Genomic DNA, 16,572 nt, shown 5'->3' on the forward strand with positions numbered 1-16,572 from the left:
ATCAACCGACGCGACTCCTTCACGGCCTCTCAGCCGCTGACCGCCAGGGTCTTGGCGTTGCGCGGCTTTTGCCGGCTGCGCCGCGCATCCTGCAGGATCGCGACGTGGCCGCTCTTGCGGATCTGCTGCTCGACGAGTTCGGACAGGCTGACCGAACTGAGATACTCGTACATCTTGTCGTTCAGCGTCGCCCACAGTTCGTGCGTCATGCAGCGCTCGTCGTCGTGACAGTTCTCGCGGCCACCACACTGCGTCGCATCGAGCGGTTCATCGACGGCGCGAATGATGTCGGTGACCGTCATCTGGCTGGTCGGGCGAGCCAGACAGTAACCACCGCCGGGGCCGCGCACACTCTCGACCAGGCCGTAGCGGCGCAGTTTGCCGAACAGTTGCTCAAGATAGGAAAGGGAGATCTTCTGGCGGTCGCTGATGCCGGCCAGAGAAACGGGGCCGTCGCTGCAGCGCAGCGCCAAGTCGATCATTGCAGTGACGGCGAAGCGTCCTTTTGTTGTCAGTCGCATGGCTCCTCCTTGTAGAGCGGTTGTTCGGACAATCCAAGTCTAGTGGACCGGTGGTGATTAGTCAACTATTTTACTCAGGTATTGGGGGTCGAACGGGTCACTGCGCAGCAGTTCGCCGTCAACCTCGACTCCGGCTGCCTCGACCCGCGTCAGCAACAGGGCAAAACGGCGGTCCACCTCGACGGCATGGTCGAGCAGGCCGTGAATCGCCCTCGCCAGCGGATCGTCCTGATCCGCCGCCAGCGCATAGGCGGAAAAGCCGAGCTTCCCAGCCATCTGCTCGCGCTTCTGCGCCTGCGCCGGGTCGATGATGCGGGCAGGGTTGCCGACGGCGGTGGCGCCCGCTGGAACGTTCTTGACGACGACCGCATTCGAACCCACCTTGGCTGATGCGCCGACCGTGATCGGTCCGAGCACCTTGGCGCCGGCGCCAATGACGACGCCGCTTTCGAGAGTCGGATGTCGTCTGCCCTTGTTCCAGGAGGTGCCGCCGAGGGTCACTCCGTGGTAGAGGGTGACGTCGTCGCCGATCACCGCCGTCTCGCCGATGACGACACCCATGCCGTGATCGATGAACAGGCGGCGGCCGATCTCTGCCCCCGGGTGAATCTCGATGCCGGTGAGAAAGCGCCCGAAATGCGAGACCAGGCGGCCGAACCAGCGCAGGTGGTGCGTCCACAGCCAGTGCGCGAGGCGATGCGAGGCCATGGCATGGACGCCCGGGTAACAGGTCAGCACCTCCCAGAAGGTCCGGGCAGCGGGATCGCGGTCGAATACCGACTGGATGTCTTCGCGCAGGTGGCTGAACATGGGGTGGAAGTCCTTGAGCGGGGCAACGGGAAAGCCTGGCGGCATTCTACAATAGCCGACCAATTCAGTCATCTATGCCTTCGGGGTGGCGATCGACGTACCGGGTGGTGCTCTGCCGTTCGACCGCATCGAGCAGGCCGCGCAGGATGTTGATCTCGTCCCGTTCGAGTGCGGCGCGCCCGAACAGGCGCCGCAGCTTGGGCAGCAGCCGGCGTGGACGTTGCGGGTCGAGGAATCCGCTGCGCACCATCACCCGTTCGAGATGTTGATAGAAGCGCTCGATGTCCTGGTGGCTCGCCGGTGGCGAGGCGAAGGCGACGGTTCTGCTGCACGCCGGTGGGTCGTTGGCGAAGGCCGCGAGGCGCAGCTCATAGGCGAGGACCTGCACCGCTGCCGCGAGGTTGAGCGAGCCATAGTCCGGGTTTGCCGGGATGAACACCGTGCGCTGGCAGCGTTGCACCTCGACATTCGACAGGCCGGCAGTCTCGTTGCCAAAAAGCAGCGCCACCTCGCCATCGCCGGTCCTCGCCAGGATCTCTGCCGCGGCGGCGCGAGCCGCCAGCGGCGGCGGCCCGAGATTTCGCTGGCGCGCCGTCACGGCGCAGGCGAAGCGGGTGTCCGCCAGGGCCTCGTCGACGCTGCTGCACACCCGTGCGGTCGCGAGCAGATCGTCGGCGCCCGCCGCGCGGACGAATGCTTCCTCGTCCGGGAAGCGCTTCGGGTTGACCAGCAGCAGGCGCGTCAGTCCCATCGTCTTCATGGCGCGGGCGGCGGCGCCGATGTTGCCGGGATGGCTGGTGTGCGAGAGGACGATGCGGACACGTTCGAGCGGCAGGTGCGAAGGATCGGCCCCGGCGGCGCGGTTCATATTAGAATCGGGGCTCCTCCACACCAACCGGGCGACAGCAGCCGCCCGTCAGGTTCGTCAGCAGACATGCATCCAGCTCTGAACATCATCATCAAGGCGGCGCGCCGCGCCAGCCAGATCATCAATCGTGCCGCGCTGGACATCGAGCACCTGCAGGTCACCAGCAAGCGCCAGAACGACTTCGTCACCGAGGTGGACAAGGCGGCCGAGGCGGCGATCATCGACATCCTGCGCGAGGCCTATCCGGAGTACGGGATTCTAGCAGAAGAGTCCGGCCAGGTCGCCGGCAGGGCTGCGGGCAGCGAGTACCAGTGGATCATCGATCCGCTCGATGGCACGACCAACTTCATCCACGGCTTCCCGCAGTATGCCATCTCGATCGCCCTGGCGCATCGCGGACAGGTGACCCAGGCGGTGGTCTACGACACGGTGCGCAACGAGATGTTCACCGCCAGCAAGGGGGGTGGTGCCTTCCTCAACGATCGCCGCATCCGGGTGAGCAAGTGTCTTCGCCTCGAGGAGGCGCTGATCGGTACGGGTTTTCCCTATCGCGCCCATGAGCACATCGACACCTACCTCGCCATCTTCAAGGATCTGACGCGCCGGTCGGCGGGAATCCGGCGACCGGGTGCCGCATCGCTCGATCTTGCCTACGTCGCCTGCGGTCGTTTCGATGGTTTCTGGGAGTTCGGCCTGTCGCCGTGGGACATCGCCGGCGGGGCGCTGTTGATCAGCGAAGCCGGCGGCCTGATCGGCGATCTGGCGGGTAACGAAAGCTACCTGCAGACGGGCAACGTCGTCGCCGGCACGCCGAAGGTCTTCGCCCAGTTGCTGCAGCTGATCGACGTCCACCGCACGCCACTGCTGCCGGCCTGAACATCGCGTAACGACGATCGCTGCGGGACGCGTCCCTCAGCCATCGTTGATACCCCAGGTTCCCGGGGCCGGCGGCGGTGATCCCGGCTGCTGCGGAGGGGTCATCGGCGGGCGCACATCGGCGGGACGACGGTAATCGTGACTGCCGCGCTGTTCCTCGCGCCGGCGCCACTCCTCCCGCGCCTCGCGCTCGCGGCGCTCTTCCTTGGCGGCACGCTTGTTTTCGCGCTCCGCCTCCTGTCGTCCGCGCTCATAGCCGCGCTCGTAGTCCTGGCCGCCGTAGCGGTTGTAGCCCTGCTGCCGCTGCGCGTCGCGGTAACCCCGGTCGTAGGCGTCACGCTGGTCGTACGCCGGCTGCCCGTAGCCCGGCTGGCGACCATAGGAGTAGCCGTCGTAAGGGCGATCGTATTGATCGTATTGGGGAGTGGAGTCGCAGGCGGTGACGGCGAAGAGGCTGCCGATCACGGCGGCCAGGGACAGGCGTCTGAGGTCAGGGTACATGCTGGAATTCCTCCGGGGTCGTTGCTGCGAATTGGGCATGTGGCAGGCGGGAAGGTTCGCAATCACCGACTTCCGCCCGCCCGGCAAGTCGAGCGAAGAACGCGCCCGTCGGCAGGACAGCTCGTCGCATGCCGGCAAGGATAAACCATCCTCGGCGCTTGGTGGGCGTGGCGGGCCAGTCACGGTCGCCCACCGCGCTCAGGCGCTGCGCAGCCGGCACAGGCGAGTCAGCCAGATGGCTGCGAAGGGCAGCAGCAGCCCGAGGGTGATGGCAGTCAGGAAAAGGCTGCCGAGTTCGCTGTAGTCGGCTGCCACCTTGATGGCCTGGCTGGCCGGGTCGCGTACCTCGCGGCTGACCGGGTAGAGCTCGTTGAGGTACCTGGTGCCAAGCTGCGAAGCCGACAGCGCCAGGTTGGTGAACGAGGCCATCACCGCGAAGTAGGTCGCCTTGAGACCGGCGGGCGCCGAATTGGCGATCCACGCCAGCATCGGGACCATCGCGATCTGCCCGAGTGGAGATTCGAGTGCCGTATCGATCAGGGCGATGAAGCGCGCGTCGACGATGCCGCCGGTTCGCGCCGCAGTCCATTCGTGCAGGCCGTGGTACATGCCGAGCGTCGGCAGGCTGAGCAGCGTTCCGGCGACGGTGAGGAAGCCGACGATGTGGGCGATCGACCGTTCGCCCATGAAGCGGCGGAAGAGAAAGAGTCCAAGCAGCGTCAGCACGCTCGAGAGCAGCGACAGCCTGGCGAGGAAGGACTGGTCGAAGCCGAGGACGTCGATCATCCACCAGGTCGAGCCGGCGCCGGGACCGGGGATGGCGCGGAAGACGAAGATGATGATCGCCGTCCCGAGCAGCGTTCGCCGCGCATCCTCGTCCAGTTCGCGCAGCAGCCGCGCCATCAGGAAGCTGATGATGGCGAAGGATCCGAAGAAGATGATCTCCTGCCCGAACTCGAACTGCGCCAGGCCGACGCCCAGGCTGAAGGCGACGAAGGCCGCACTGCCGCCGAGAATCCACCAGTTCGGTCGCACCGCTGCGAGCGGTGGCTCGAGCAGCGCCCGCAGGCGCGCCTCGTCGAAGCCGCGCGCGCGCAGCCGTCGCTCGTCGCGCCGGCGGAGCAACGCGGCGAGCACGACGCCGGCCACCGAAACCAGCGGAATCAGCAGCGCCATGCCATAGACCTGGGCGTAGACCGCGATCCTTGCCGTCTGCGGCAGCGTCTCGACGCCCTGGAACATGAGGACGTTGATGACCGACACGAGCACGCCGCCGCCGATGATCGCCACCCGGCCGAGGGTCTGCAGCGTCGTGTTCATCAGTCGCCGCGTCTCCGCAGGCAGCGGCTGCCCGTGTTCGTCGACGCGCGGCACCGCCTCGACGGTCATCGCATCGGCGACGACGTCCTGGATGACATAGCCGACCGGTGACAGCAGGGCGGAGACGACGAACCATGCTTCCAGCGACATGATGGCGCCCATGCGCAGCGGTTCGCTCACCAGCCCGTACATGATCAGCAGGCTGCTGGCGATCAGCGCCGCACCGAGCCATACCAGGGCCGCCTTGTGGTGCCAGATGAGGTCGACCAGGTGCCCGATCGGCATCTTCAGTGCCCATGGGATTCCCGCCCAGAAGCCGAGGGCGGCGAGGAATGCGGCCGACAGTCCGAGGTGCTCCTTGACGAAGAAGGTGCCGACGATGCCGGTCAGCCCGGATACGCCGGCAGCGACGTACACCATCAGTGGCGGCAGGAAGGAGAGCCGCATCTCGCGGCCGAGTTCGAGGATGTTGCGGTCGAGCCAGTGGCGGATGGTCGTGAGCAAGGCGGAACTCCGGGAAGTCTCGTGCGGCGTCGGGTGCGGCGGGTGCAGCGCGTGCGGGTCGGGCAGCGGCGGCCGCTGGCGTCGCCATTGTGCACCAAGCGGGCGCCGCGCGGGGGACGGGGGTCGCCGGCGCTGCTGCTTCACCTGCCGGGCGAATGGCCGTAGACTAGGGCGTAGGGCGCGCGCGGTCGCCCGGCTGCATCCCGATGCCGGACGGGCTGGCAGGGGAGAGCAGGCAGTCGGTGGGCGCAGAGTGCGGAGGCGCGGATGTGGTTTCTCGGTGCGGTACTCGGAGCGCTGCTCGTCGGCGAGCTTTACTCGGGGCTGTGGCTGGTCGGTGCGCTCCTTGGTGGCATCGTCGGCTGGTCGCTCGGCAGTCGCGCGCGGCAGCGGCAGGAAGAGCGCCAGCGCCTGCTCGAGGAGCGCTTGCAGCGGCTCGAAAGCGCCGTCGATCGCCTGCTGCAGTCGCCGCAGCCGTCGCCGGCAGAGCCGCAGCCGTCGGCGGTCCCGGCGCCGGCCGCGGCGGCATCGGTCGACGCGACCCCGCCGCGCCTTGCCGGCGGCGTTGAGCGGCTTGCCGGCGAACTGCCGGCCGAGGCGACGACCCCGCTGCTGCCGCCGGCGGCAGCCGCGCCGTTCGTCGTCGCGCCAGCGGCCGCCGGCGACTCGACGGCGCCGCCAGCGCTCGCCGCACAGCCGGCGAGCGGCTGGGTGGCGGCCGGCGTGGACTGGCTGCTGCGCGGCAACCTGATGGCGCGCGCCGGGGTCATCGTCCTCTTCTTCGGTGTCGCCTTCCTGCTCAAGTACAGCTACCAGCACCTGCAGGTACCGCTCGAGCTGCGACTGACCGGCGTCGCGCTGGCGGCTGTGGTCCTGCTGCTGCTCGGTTGGCGCCTGCGAACGACCCGCGAGGCCTACGCCCTGGCGTTGCAGGGCGGCGCCATCGGTCTCCTCTACCTGACGATCTTCAGTGCGCTGCGGCTGTTCGGGCTGCTCGAGGCAGCGCCGGCCTTCATCATGCTGCTCGCCGTCGCGGCGCTGGCGGCGATGCTGGCGGTGCTGCAGGATGCCCTGGTCCTGGCCGTGCTCGGCGCGGTCGGCGGCTTTCTCGCACCGATCATCGCCGCGACGGGCGCCGGCAATCATGTGAGCTTGTTCGGCTACTACGCCGTGCTCAACGCCGGCATCCTGGCGATCGCCTTCTTCAAGGCGTGGCGGTTGCTCAACCTGGTCGGCTTCGTCTTCACCTTCGCCATCGCCACGGTCTGGGGCGCGCTGCGCTACCGGCCGGAGCACTTCGCGTCCACCGAGCCTTTCCTGATCATCTTCTTCCTGATCTACGCCGCGATGCCGGTGCTGTTCGCCCGGCGCGCTGGCGGACCGCGCGCCAGCCGCCTCGACACGACGCTGGTCTTTGCCCTGCCGCTGATCACCTTCGGGTTGCAGGTCGAACTGGTGCGCGGCTTCGCCTACGGTTCGGCGTGGAGTGCCCTGACCCTCGGTGCCTTCTACCTGATGCTGGCGCGTACCCTGTGGTCGCGTCTCGGCGAGGGGCAGCGCCTGCTGGTCGAAGCCTTCCTCGCCCTCGGCATCGGCTTCACGACGCTGGCCATCCCGCTCGCCTTCGACGGGCGCTGGACCGCAGCCGCCTGGGCGATCGAGGGGGCCGCGCTGGTCTGGGTCGGCGTCCGCCAGCAGCGGCTGCCGGCACGGCTGTTCGGCATCCTGCTGCAGTTCCTCGCCGGCCTCTTCCAGCTCGCGGAACTGCCGGCACGCGCCGGCGAATGGCCGCTGCTCAACGGCGTCTTCCTCGGCGGCGTGCTGCTGACGCTCGCCGGGCTGTCCGGCGCCTGGCTGCTGCAGCGCGCGTGGCGGCAGGAACCGCGGCCCCTGCGGGCCGCCGAGCGCGTGCTGTCGCCGCTGCTTTTGGTCTGGGGCGTCGCCTGGTGGAGTGGCAGCGGCCTGCACGAGATCGACCGCTTCCTGCCGCAGGCGCTGCAGCTCAATGCGGCGATCGTCTTCTTCACCGCCTCCTGTCTGCTCTTCTCCTGGCTCGCGAGGCGCTGCGACTGGCCGGCGGCGCGGCACGCTGCGCTCGCCCTGTTGCCGCTGTTGTTCCTGCTCGCATTGCTCGGCGTCGGGCACGTGCCGCATCCCTTTGCCGACCTCGGTTACCTGGCCTGGCCGGTCGCCTTTGCCGCCCATTTCCGGCTCCTGCAGCGGCTCGAGGCCGATGGATCCCGGCATGTCGATTGGCTGCATGCTGCCGGCCTGTGGCTGCTGGCGGTGATCGGCGCCTGGGAGCTGGCGTGGAACATCGATCGCTGGGTCGGCGGTCGCGCCGCCTGGCCGCTGCTCGGCTGGGCACTGTGGCCGGGGGCTCTGCTGGCCGTGCTGGCGGTGCGTGGCGAGCGCCTGCACTGGCCGGTGGCCGCGCACCGCGCCGCCTATTTCGTCCTCGGCGGCACGCCGCTGGCGGTCTTCCTCGCCGTCTGGTTCATCGCCGGCAATGTCCTCTCCGACGGCAACCCGTGGCCCTTGCCCTACCTGCCACTGCTCAACCCGCTCGACCTGGCGCAAGCCGGCGTCCTCCTGCTGCTCGCCACCTGGTTCAGCGCGGTGCGTCGCCTGCAGCTGCCGCCGTACGCCACGGCGCCGCTGCCGGTGGCCTGGGGAATCTTCGGCGTCGCCGCTTTCCTCTGGGCCAATGCCGTTCTCCTGCGCGCCCTGCATCACTGGGCCGGGGTGCCGCTGCATCCGGCGGCGATGCTGCGCTCGGAACTCGTGCAGGCCTCGCTGTCGCTGTTCTGGACCCTGCTCGCTCTGGCGGCGATGGTCGTCGCGACGCGTCGTCGCTGGCGAGCGTTGTGGCTCGCCGGCGCGGGGCTGATGGCGGTCGTCGTCGGCAAGCTCCTGCTCGTCGATCTGTCGAATGCCGGCACCATCGAACGGATCGTCTCGTTCGTCGGCGTCGGCCTGTTGATGCTGGTGATCGGCTACCTCGCGCCGGCGCCGCCGAAGGAGGATGCGCCATGAAGCAGACCCTTGCCGGCTGGCTGTGCCTGCTGTGGTCGGTCCTGGCTCTCGCCGAAGCGCCGGGCGACTTCGCTTTCGGCATGCTGCTGCAGGCCGAAGGGTCACAGCCACTGCTGCGCGTCGAGCTGCCGGCGGCGGTCCATGCCGGTGTCCGCCGTCCGGATCTCGGCGACCTGCGGGTGTTCAACGCTGCCGGCGAGGCGGTGCCGCACGCCTGGCTGCCGCAGCCGCCGGCAGCGCGCGCCCGGCCGACGCTGCTGCCGCTGCCCCTGTTCGCGCTGCGCGGTGCCGCGACCGCCGGCGTCGAGGGCGTCGAGGTCCGCATCGAGCGGCAGGGGGGCAGGGCGGTGCTGCGCATGGACGAGCGGGCAGGGGCGAGCGCGCCGACGCTGCTGCTCGGCTACCTCGTCGACGCCAGCGCCGTCGAGCAGCCACTGCAGGCATTCGCGCTCGAACTGCCGGCGACGGGCGAGGATGTCGTCGCGCGCGTACGGGTCGAGGCGAGTGACGATCTCGCCCGCTGGACGACGCTGGTCGGCGACGCACCGGTTCTCCGCCTGGCGGCGGGCGGACAGCGGCTCGAGGTCCGGCGGATCGAGTTCGCGCCGCGGCAGGCGAAGTACTTCCGCCTGAGCTGGGCGGCCGACACCCCGGCGCTGCGACTGTCGGCCGTCGGCGGCGAGTCGGCGGCGAGCGTCGTCGAGCGGCCGCGACTGTGGCGGCAGGTGGCGGGCAGCGCCGTGCCGGACGAGACCGGCAGCCATCGCTTCGACCTTGCCGGCCAGTTCCCGGCCGACCGCCTGCGCCTGTTGCTGCCGCAAGCGAACAGCGTCGCCGCCGTCGAGCTGCTGTCGCGCGCGCGCGAAGCGGATCCGTGGCGGCGGGTGACGACGGCCACCGTCTACCGGCTCGGCACCGCCGGGCAGGAAGTCCTAAGTCCCGAGATCGCCATCGTGCCCAACGGCGACCGCCATTGGCTGCTGCGCGTCGATCAGCGCGGCGGCGGTCTCGGTGCCGGCGTTCCCGAACTGGCCGCCGGCTGGTTGTCCCAGGGGCTGGTATTCGCCGCGCGCGGACCGGCGCCGTTCCAGCTCGCCTTCGGCAGCGACCGTGCACAACCGACCGCCTACCCGATCAGCACCCTGGTACCGGGGTACCGCATCGGCGACGACGGGCAGCCGGTCGCCGCCGCCGACAGCGGCCTGGAGATCGGCCGCGCGACGCCAGCCGCGGTGCACCCGCTGGCTGGCGAGGGGGCCGGCCGCTTCCGCATCGACTGGCGGCTCTGGGGGCTCTGGGCCAGCCTCCTGCTCGGTGTCGGCGTGCTCGCCGGGATGGCCTGGCGGCTGGCGCGGCAGCTCGCGCGCCCGCCGCACGACGGGCCTGCCGCTTGAGTGCCCGCAGGCAGCGACAGTCTCCGAGCAACCGGCGGCCGCTGGCGCGCGACCGGAACGATTCGCCGCCGCCCCGGGTCCATCACAGCAGGTGCCGGCGACTCGCGATCGCCGGCGCGATCGAAACGGGCGCCTGGCGCTGACTGGAGGAGACATGAAGCGAATCACACTCATCTTGCTGGGCATCGCGACGCTGCTCGGCAGCAGCCGCGTGTTCGGCGATGTCGACGTCGACCGGGCGGTGCGGGCGCTCGGCGGCAGCGACGCGCTGGCTGCCATCCGCAGTGTCCAGATCCGCGGTACGGTGAAGCACTGGGAGCCCGAGCAGTCACGGGTGCCGGGTGGCGAGAAACGCTTCGCCGGCGAGTCGGCCTTCACCCTGACGCGCGACTTCGCCAGCGGCGCCGCCCGCATCGACTGGCAGCGTCAGCTGGCGTACCCGGGAGCGCGCGAGTATCGCTTCAGCGAAGTGATGACCGCTGAGGGCGGCCAGGTCTACGGCATCGACAGCAGCACGCGGACAGGCCAGAGCCGGGCGGCCGATCCGCCCAGTCATGCGATGTCCGGCGTGCGCTTGCAGGCGGCGCTGCGCGAGCTGGCACGCAGTTCGCCGCTGCTGGCGCTCGACATGCAGCGCGCGGCGGCGTGGACGCAGCCGCTGCCGCCGCTCAGGGTCGGCGGGCGGAGCCTGCCGGCGGTGCGCTACGCCGCTGCCGGGCGAGATTTCATCGTCCTCTTCGACCCGGAGAGCGGCCTGCCGGCGCGCGTGCGCAGCCTCGATTACGATTTCGTCCGCGGCGACCTCGACTTCGACCTGGTCCTTTCCGACTGGCGTCCGGTCGGCGGCATCCAGGTCGCGCACCGGCAGGTCTACGAACTGGCGGGAGAGGTGGTCGCCGACACCGTCCTCAGCGAAGTGACGATCGATCCGCCGCCGGTTGCCGGCCAGTTCGAGCTGCCGCCCGGTCGGCGGGCGGCAGCGCTCGCCGGCGGGCCGGGCATCCCCGCCTACCAGTGGGTGCTGCGCCGCCAGTACATCGGCGTCTTCCTCGACTCCGACATGCTCGGCTGGGACGCGGGCGCCAGCCGCGGTCTGGCGTTGCAGGAGATCGCTCCCGGCGTGCTGCTCGTCCAGGGTGGCTCGCACAACAGCATGGTCGTCGAGCTGGCGGACTCGCTCGTCGTCTTCGACGCACCGATCAATGATGCGCAGGCGCAATGGACGCTCGATGCGCTGCGGGAGAAGTTCCCGCACAAGCGCGTCCGTCATCTGGTGCTGACGCATCACCACCACGACCATATCGCCGGCGCCCGCAGCTTCATCGCCGCCGGCGCGACGCTGGTCGTCGGCGCCGGCGCGGCCGATCACTACCGGCGGATGGCGCTCGTCCCGCATCGCCGCAACCCGCTCCTGCCGGGCGCCGTCGGCGAGCCGCGCATCATCGAGGTGAACGATCGCCTGCGGATCAGCGACGGTGGACGCGAGGTCCTGGTCCTCGAGGTCGACAATCCGCACGCCAGCGCGATGCTCATCGGCTATGTTCCCGATGTCCGGCTCGGCTTCGTCACCGATCTCTGGAGCCCTGGTCGCGACCCGCTCGGCAGCCGCCTCAACGCCGGCCAGGCAGCGCTGCGGGCGGCGGTGGCCCGCTACGGCATCGACCCCGAGCGCTTTGCCGGCGGCCACGGCAGCGTCGCCCCCTACGCGCCGCTGGCGCAACTCGCGGGCAACTGATCGTCGCCGCCGGCGACGGTCGCTTCAGCAGCCCTCCGTCCGCGCCGTCGGCGGCGTGCCGCGGGTATCGCGCAGACGCAGCGCATGGCGCACTTCGCCGGCCGCCGGCGACTGTCCGGGAAGCGCGCAGCGCACACGGCGGAGTTGCAGATGGCCATCGACGTGCGCTGCCGCGAGGGCGAAATCGAAGCGGTCGGGCTGCGCACAGAGGTGGAGATCGCGCGCCGGCAGGTGGGGGTTGTCGTCGGCGAGGAAACGGCGGCCGAAATCCGATTCGCGGACCCGCGCCGCGTAATGTTCGGGATCGGGCTGCTCGCCCTGCAGCAGGGCATCGATGTAGTCGGCGCAGGCGACATCCTCGTCGCCATCGCGGTCGACCCACTCGCCGGTGATGACGAAACACACTTCCGCCGGCTGCAGCTCGAGCAGCGCGCTGGCGGTGGCACGCGCGAGCACCAGGCTGCCGGCGAACAGCGCCCGCGCGTGGCGGAAGCGCGTCAGTCCGCGCACGCCGGCAGCCGTGGTCTGGATCAGTGGCCGGCCCGCCAGGTGGACGTGCTGCAACTCGGCGGGCGAGTTGCCGAAATCGAAGCCCGGTATTGGGTCGCCGCCGCCGACCGCACCGGTCGTCACGGCATCCGGGAGCTGCCGCTGCAGGCGGAAGGCAGCGGCGATCGTCTCCACCGGGTAGATCGTTCCGGCGCCGGCCACGAAGGCGTAGGCCGCGGTGCTGAAGGAGCGCAGGACGTCGATCACCACCACCGCGTCAACCGGCTCGCGGATCGGATCGAGGCGATTCAGGAAGACGCGGCGGGTACGCATGGCGGCGTGCAACTCCTCTGGTCGTGGTGGATCGGATCCGGCCGCCGAGTATCCCCGATGTCCGGCGACCCGTCAAACGCCGATCGCCGTCGCCGCAGGGCCGTTGGCTCAGGGGCGGCGCAGCTCGTTCTCCGACCACCAGCGGAGTTGCGAAACCTTGCCGCTGCCCTGCAGGATCGACTCGATCGCGCTCGCCAGCCGCTCGACCGTCGGCGCGTTCGGCAGCTTGCGGAACCATTTGCGGACGGTTGGCGTGGCCGGCTCGATGAAGCAGAGGAAGCCGTTCTCATGCGCTTCGTAGTTGCCGCAACCAACCCACAACGGATAATCGGCGTGCTGCAGGCCGACGCGGACGCCCCACATCTCGACCGTCACCGACTCGACCGGAAAGCCGTGCGCCGGCAGTTCCTGTGCCAGGAACTCCGCCAGACGGATGCCGTAACGGCCGGGGTTGAGCTGCTGGTCCTCGCCGGGGTAGGGCGGGAAGTCGGCGGAAACGAACTCCACCTGGGCACGCATCGACAAGGGATCGACTCCTTCCGGAACTTGCAGCAAAAGTGTGGTGGCGGCCGCGCCCGGCCGCCCGGCGCCTGCCTGCCGGCGGCGCCGTGGCTTGCCGCCAGGCCTCGGCGAGGCGCCTTCACCGCCGCCGCGGGCCGCGCGATCGGCAACCAGCCGCAACCAGAGCTGCGCATCGTAAGGCAGTGTGCGGCGCATGTCAGCAGGTGCCGGTGCGCTGCCGCCGGGCGCCAGAAGCAGCACCTTCTCGACGACCACGCCGTGCACCCGGTAGGCGGTGGCGGTGAAGGGTGCATCGAGGCGCTGCAGGAAGTCCGGCGCAGCGAGCAGCCGGGCGACGAAGCGGTTGTGTTCGGCGGCGGTGGCGCGCGCCAGCCGTGGCGTCCATTCACTGCTCCGTGCGGCCGCCTCGACCAGATGGCGAGAAATCCACGGGTGCTCGACGGCGCGGCCGAGAGCGAGCGACGAAAGCGCCGGGGCGTCGCCGCCGCGGCGAGCCAGCCACTCGCCGACGACCCGCCGGTAGTCTGCCTCGCCCAGCGTGCAGTGCGGAGAGGCCGAGCGGTCGGCGCGCAGCACGGCGTGCGCCGGGTCGGCCAGCGCCTCGACATGCGGCTCGCAGGCCAGCAGCGGCAAGGCCCAGGCGAGCGGCAGCGCGAGCAGAAGGCCGCCGCCGCGCCGCCTCTGGCGGCCTTCGTGGCGACCGATGGCCGCCAGCCGGCCGCACCCTGCCCTGCTGTCGCTGCTCGTTGACCCTGCACCGCCGTCGCTGACGGCGCCTTCCTGAATCTTCATGTGCCCCCTCGACGGGAACGTCGCTGCAGCGGTTCGCGAGTCGGCGCCGCCGGTCGCGCAGCGGCCATGGCAGACGACGATTGGAACCTGCGGCACGGCTTCCCCTTACTCTCCTGCGCGGCGATTATCGGCGGCGCCCGGCAGCGTGTCAAAGCGCGCGTCAGGCAGCCCACGTGCTACCATCGCCGGCGTGATTTTTTCGCGGAGGGGTAGACGATGCAGCGAGCACGAGTTCTTCAAGTTCTTCATCGGGCGGGCAGGCGCCGCAGCCTGCGGGCCTTCGCCGTGGCCGGGTGCGCACTCCTCGCCGGTTGCGCCGGTGACGGCGGCAGCCTGCTGGGCAGCGGTACGACGACCGTCGCCACGGACAAGGCGCGACTGACGCAGAGCGGCTTTCTCTCCGACTATGCCCGGCTGCGTCCGACCTCGTGGGGGCACGGGATCGAGTGCTGGCGCGACCCGGCACTCGATGCCACGCGCTACAACGCGGTCCTGGTCTCGCGCATCGACGTCTCGCTCAGGTCGCGCGATGGCGGACCGCAGACCTTCGATCCGAAGGACATCGCGACCCTCACCGACTACTTCCATCACGCGCTCATCAAGGCGCTGCGGCCGCAGATGCAGATCGTCAACCAGCCGGGACCGGGGGTCGTCGTCCTGCGCGTGGCACTCACCGATCTCGTGCCGACCAAGGTCACCGACAGTGTGGCGGGGACGCTGATTCCCTACGGCTTCGTCGCCGAGGCGGGTTCCGGTGCGGCCACCGGCCGGCCGGCGGGATCGACTCCGTACATGGGCGAGACCGGCATGGAGATGCAGTTCCGCGACGGCGCGTCGGGCCGGATTCTCGGCGAGTGCCGCGACACCGAGATCGGCCGCAAGTACGCGGTCGATGTCAACTCCTCGGCGGTCGGTGCGGCGCAGACCTGGGCCAATGGCTACCTCAGCTCCTTCCAGGCATGGACCTATGCCAAGGATGCCTTCGACAAGTGGTCGCTGCAGGTGGCCGAGCGTCTCGCCAAACTGCGCGCCGGCCAGCCGTAGCGTTTCGCGGCGCGCTGCGCCGGGGGCTTCAGGATGCCATCCCGAAGCCCAGCGCGCGCACCCGCTCGCGGAAGCGGGCCAGCTGGTTGCTGCGCACCACCAGCGTCTTGGGCCCGGCGCGCAGACAGAGAGCGGAGGTTTCCGGCCGGCCGGCAATCTGCGCGGTGGTTTCCGCGTCGCGGCACTCGATCAGCACGGCGTTGCCGAGCATCTTCAGCGCCGTGCCATTGCGCTCGCAGAGCGCGATGAAGGACGCGAACGGCGCCGGCAGCGGCTGGCCACCGGCGCTTTCGAGAAAGCCCTTCAGTTCGCTGATGGCGTGGCCCTTCTCGATCGCCGCCAGCGACCTGTCGCGGTCGAGGCGCCAGCTTCCCGGCTGCAAGGGCACGGCCCAGTTGTCGAGCAGCAGCGCTTCCTCGCCCGCGAGGGCGCCTCTGACGATATCGAGCTGCAGTTCCGGGGAGAATGACAGGGCGACGCTGCTGGCGATGGCGGGTGGCTGGTAGGCCGGCTCGCGACCCAGGATATACGCGCCGAGCAGCGTCAGACGAAAGGCTCTGAGACCGTCGTAGCGGCTGAGGAACGACAGGTCGTCGGTGCCCCACTGGTCACGAAAGTCCGAGCGCGCCTGCGCCGGATGGACGTAGGCGACGTCGACCAGCCCGAGCGTGGCCGCGTACTCGAAGAGGAAAGCGAAGATGTAGCGTTCCTGCAGGATGTTCCAGCCGCCCCACCCGGCATGACCGAGGCTGCCATACTGGCGGTCGCAGAGGTAGAGCTTCCAGGCATCGTGGGTCACCGCGAAGACGCGGTCGGTCGCCTGCATGAAGCGCGAGAAGTCATCGACGGCGATCCACTGGCCGATCGGGCAGGCCTGCAACGTCGCCTCGATGGCCGCCCGCCGCGGCGCGACGGCTGTCATCACGCGTCCCTTGGCATTCTGCCCCTTGACCGCTTCGACGCGGCTGAACTCGTCGAACAGGGTGCTTTTCAGCCACTTCTGCCAGAGTCCGCGCAGCACCTGTGCCGGCGGCGTGGCGAGGGCCTTGACGCCGCCCGGGCTGAGTTGCAGGCGGCCTGACACCACCGCCGCGAGACCGCCTGCCTGCAACAGCATCGGCCAGGCGAAGGCCTTGATCGCGCCGATTTCCTGGCTCCAGTCGTACTGCTTCACCTCATGCGGGTAATGGTCGCCACCCGCCAGCCTGTCGCTCAGCAGGCGCAGGCTGGCGGCGCCCGGCAGCGCCGTCTTGTCGCTGACCGGCACGCGCTCCTGTTCGACGGTGCGCAGCATGATCAGCACTTCCTGCAAGGCTTCGCGTTCGGTCAGGCGGACGGTCAGGAGCGGGTCTTCGGGCAGTGCTTCCGAGCTTGCGATGCCTGGCGGTGCGGGCGGCGGAACGAAGGCCACAAGGTGCGGCCGCAGGTCGCTCGGCACGACGTAGCAGCCTTCAGCCGGCGAGTACAGGATGAACAGGCACAAGGCGGTCTTCTTGCCTGCGGCATGGCCGTACGATCTCGCCGCGGCGATGTGAAAGGCCGGTGCGCGCTGGTACTTGGCGCGGAACCGCCGGTCGGAGTACTCGCCCAGCGGGTGATGCGCCGCTTCGCGGACGGCAAGTTGCTGCGTCTCGTCCAGTAGCGCCCAGACTGCCTTCAGCTCGGGCCCGAACATGGCGGCGACGATGCGTTCGACCAGATCGTCCTTGCGCGGGCTCGAGGCGCCGCTCTGCAGGAAGCCCAGCAGCTCCTTCAAATCCGGCACGGTGAGGCATGCCAGCAAATCTCTCAGAGTCATCGACATCTCCAATGGCCCGGCAACGGGGG

General features: G+C 69.7%; 13 protein-coding genes. 5 read left to right on the forward strand and 8 right to left on the reverse strand.

Translation table 11 applies throughout. The annotated features are described in order from the left end of the window. Positions 1–29: 29 nt before the first annotated feature. The 3 genes from iscR to V5B60_RS14735 form a co-directional block, all read right to left on the reverse strand. Positions 30–521 (reverse strand): Fe-S cluster assembly transcriptional regulator IscR, encoded by a 492-nt coding sequence (iscR, locus tag V5B60_RS14725; protein ID WP_332347761.1) that lies wholly within the window; start codon positions 519–521, stop codon positions 30–32. A 57-nt stretch (positions 522–578) separates the two neighbouring features. Beyond that, on the reverse strand, positions 579–1,331 hold the full coding sequence (gene cysE / locus V5B60_RS14730) for a serine O-acetyltransferase (protein WP_332350574.1): 753 nt from the start codon (positions 1,329–1,331) through the stop codon (positions 579–581). A 64-nt stretch (positions 1,332–1,395) separates the two neighbouring features. Continuing rightward, positions 1,396–2,199, reverse strand: a complete 804-nt coding sequence (locus tag V5B60_RS14735; protein ID WP_332347762.1) for an RNA methyltransferase — start codon at positions 2,197–2,199, stop codon at positions 1,396–1,398. 66 nt (positions 2,200–2,265) lie between these two features. Here V5B60_RS14735 and V5B60_RS14740 point away from each other — a divergent pair, with 66 nt between their 5' ends. Then, positions 2,266–3,075, forward strand: a complete 810-nt coding sequence (locus tag V5B60_RS14740; protein WP_332347763.1) for an inositol monophosphatase family protein — start codon at positions 2,266–2,268, stop codon at positions 3,073–3,075. 36 nt (positions 3,076–3,111) lie between these two features. Here V5B60_RS14740 and V5B60_RS14745 read toward each other — a convergent pair whose 3' ends face one another. Both V5B60_RS14745 and V5B60_RS14750 read right to left on the reverse strand, forming a co-directional pair. Continuing rightward, the gene (locus V5B60_RS14745) at positions 3,112–3,576 is read right to left on the reverse strand and encodes a hypothetical protein (protein WP_332347764.1); all 465 of its coding nucleotides are present in this window, start codon (positions 3,574–3,576) and stop codon (positions 3,112–3,114) included. 198 nt (positions 3,577–3,774) lie between these two features. After that, positions 3,775–5,400, reverse strand: a complete 1,626-nt coding sequence (locus V5B60_RS14750; RefSeq protein ID WP_434735335.1) for a hypothetical protein — start codon at positions 5,398–5,400, stop codon at positions 3,775–3,777. 267 nt (positions 5,401–5,667) lie between these two features. Between V5B60_RS14750 and V5B60_RS14755 the strand changes: the two genes are divergently transcribed. From V5B60_RS14755 to V5B60_RS14765, 3 genes are all read left to right on the forward strand, one after another. Continuing rightward, the gene (locus V5B60_RS14755; protein WP_332347765.1) at positions 5,668–8,436 is read left to right on the forward strand and encodes a DUF2339 domain-containing protein; all 2,769 of its coding nucleotides are present in this window, start codon (positions 5,668–5,670) and stop codon (positions 8,434–8,436) included. Then, entirely contained in the window at positions 8,433–9,830 is a 1,398-nt protein-coding gene (locus V5B60_RS14760; RefSeq protein WP_332347766.1) for a DUF3999 domain-containing protein, read from the forward strand. The genes V5B60_RS14755 and V5B60_RS14760 overlap by 4 nt, the downstream gene beginning before the upstream one ends. 154 nt (positions 9,831–9,984) lie before the next feature. Further along, a complete protein-coding gene (locus V5B60_RS14765; protein WP_332347767.1) occupies positions 9,985–11,565 on the forward strand; it encodes an MBL fold metallo-hydrolase in 1,581 nt (526 codons plus the stop codon). Between the two features lie 24 nt (positions 11,566–11,589). Here the strand turns inward: V5B60_RS14765 and V5B60_RS14770 are convergent, their stop codons facing one another. Together V5B60_RS14770 and V5B60_RS14775 are read right to left on the reverse strand one after the other, a co-directional pair. Further along, positions 11,590–12,387, reverse strand: a complete 798-nt coding sequence (locus tag V5B60_RS14770) for a 2-phosphosulfolactate phosphatase (protein ID WP_332347768.1) — start codon at positions 12,385–12,387, stop codon at positions 11,590–11,592. A gap of 108 nt (positions 12,388–12,495) precedes the next feature. Beyond that, entirely contained in the window at positions 12,496–13,701 is a 1,206-nt protein-coding gene (locus V5B60_RS14775) for a hypothetical protein (protein WP_332347769.1), read from the reverse strand. Positions 13,702–13,917: 216 nt separating this feature from the next. Here V5B60_RS14775 and V5B60_RS14780 point away from each other — a divergent pair, with 216 nt between their 5' ends. Continuing rightward, the gene (locus V5B60_RS14780) at positions 13,918–14,745 is read left to right on the forward strand and encodes a DUF3313 domain-containing protein (RefSeq protein ID WP_332347770.1); all 828 of its coding nucleotides are present in this window, start codon (positions 13,918–13,920) and stop codon (positions 14,743–14,745) included. A 28-nt stretch (positions 14,746–14,773) separates the two neighbouring features. Here the strand turns inward: V5B60_RS14780 and V5B60_RS14785 are convergent, their stop codons facing one another. Next, the gene (locus V5B60_RS14785) at positions 14,774–16,543 is read right to left on the reverse strand and encodes a hypothetical protein (RefSeq protein ID WP_332347771.1); all 1,770 of its coding nucleotides are present in this window, start codon (positions 16,541–16,543) and stop codon (positions 14,774–14,776) included. Positions 16,544–16,572: the final 29 nt, after the last annotated feature.

The organism is Accumulibacter sp. (assembly GCF_036625195.1).
In the GTDB taxonomy this organism is placed as follows: Bacteria; Pseudomonadota; Gammaproteobacteria; order Burkholderiales; family Rhodocyclaceae; genus Accumulibacter.

Coding starts and splice junctions, on each gene's coding strand:
- iscR (WP_332347761.1), bottom strand. CDS start 521: ATGCGACTGACAACAAAAGGACGCTTCGCCGTCACTGCAATGATCGAC.
- cysE (WP_332350574.1), bottom strand. CDS start 1,331: ATGTTCAGCCACCTGCGCGAAGACATCCAGTCGGTATTCGACCGCGAT.
- V5B60_RS14735 (WP_332347762.1), bottom strand. CDS start 2,199: ATGAACCGCGCCGCCGGGGCCGATCCTTCGCACCTGCCGCTCGAACGT.
- V5B60_RS14740 (WP_332347763.1), top strand. CDS start 2,266: ATGCATCCAGCTCTGAACATCATCATCAAGGCGGCGCGCCGCGCCAGC.
- V5B60_RS14745 (WP_332347764.1), bottom strand. CDS start 3,576: ATGTACCCTGACCTCAGACGCCTGTCCCTGGCCGCCGTGATCGGCAGC.
- V5B60_RS14755 (WP_332347765.1), top strand. CDS start 5,668: ATGTGGTTTCTCGGTGCGGTACTCGGAGCGCTGCTCGTCGGCGAGCTT.
- V5B60_RS14760 (WP_332347766.1), top strand. CDS start 8,433: ATGAAGCAGACCCTTGCCGGCTGGCTGTGCCTGCTGTGGTCGGTCCTG.
- V5B60_RS14765 (WP_332347767.1), top strand. CDS start 9,985: ATGAAGCGAATCACACTCATCTTGCTGGGCATCGCGACGCTGCTCGGC.
- V5B60_RS14770 (WP_332347768.1), bottom strand. CDS start 12,387: ATGCGTACCCGCCGCGTCTTCCTGAATCGCCTCGATCCGATCCGCGAG.
- V5B60_RS14775 (WP_332347769.1), bottom strand. CDS start 13,701: ATGAAGATTCAGGAAGGCGCCGTCAGCGACGGCGGTGCAGGGTCAACG.
- V5B60_RS14780 (WP_332347770.1), top strand. CDS start 13,918: ATGCAGCGAGCACGAGTTCTTCAAGTTCTTCATCGGGCGGGCAGGCGC.
- V5B60_RS14785 (WP_332347771.1), bottom strand. CDS start 16,543: ATGACTCTGAGAGATTTGCTGGCATGCCTCACCGTGCCGGATTTGAAG.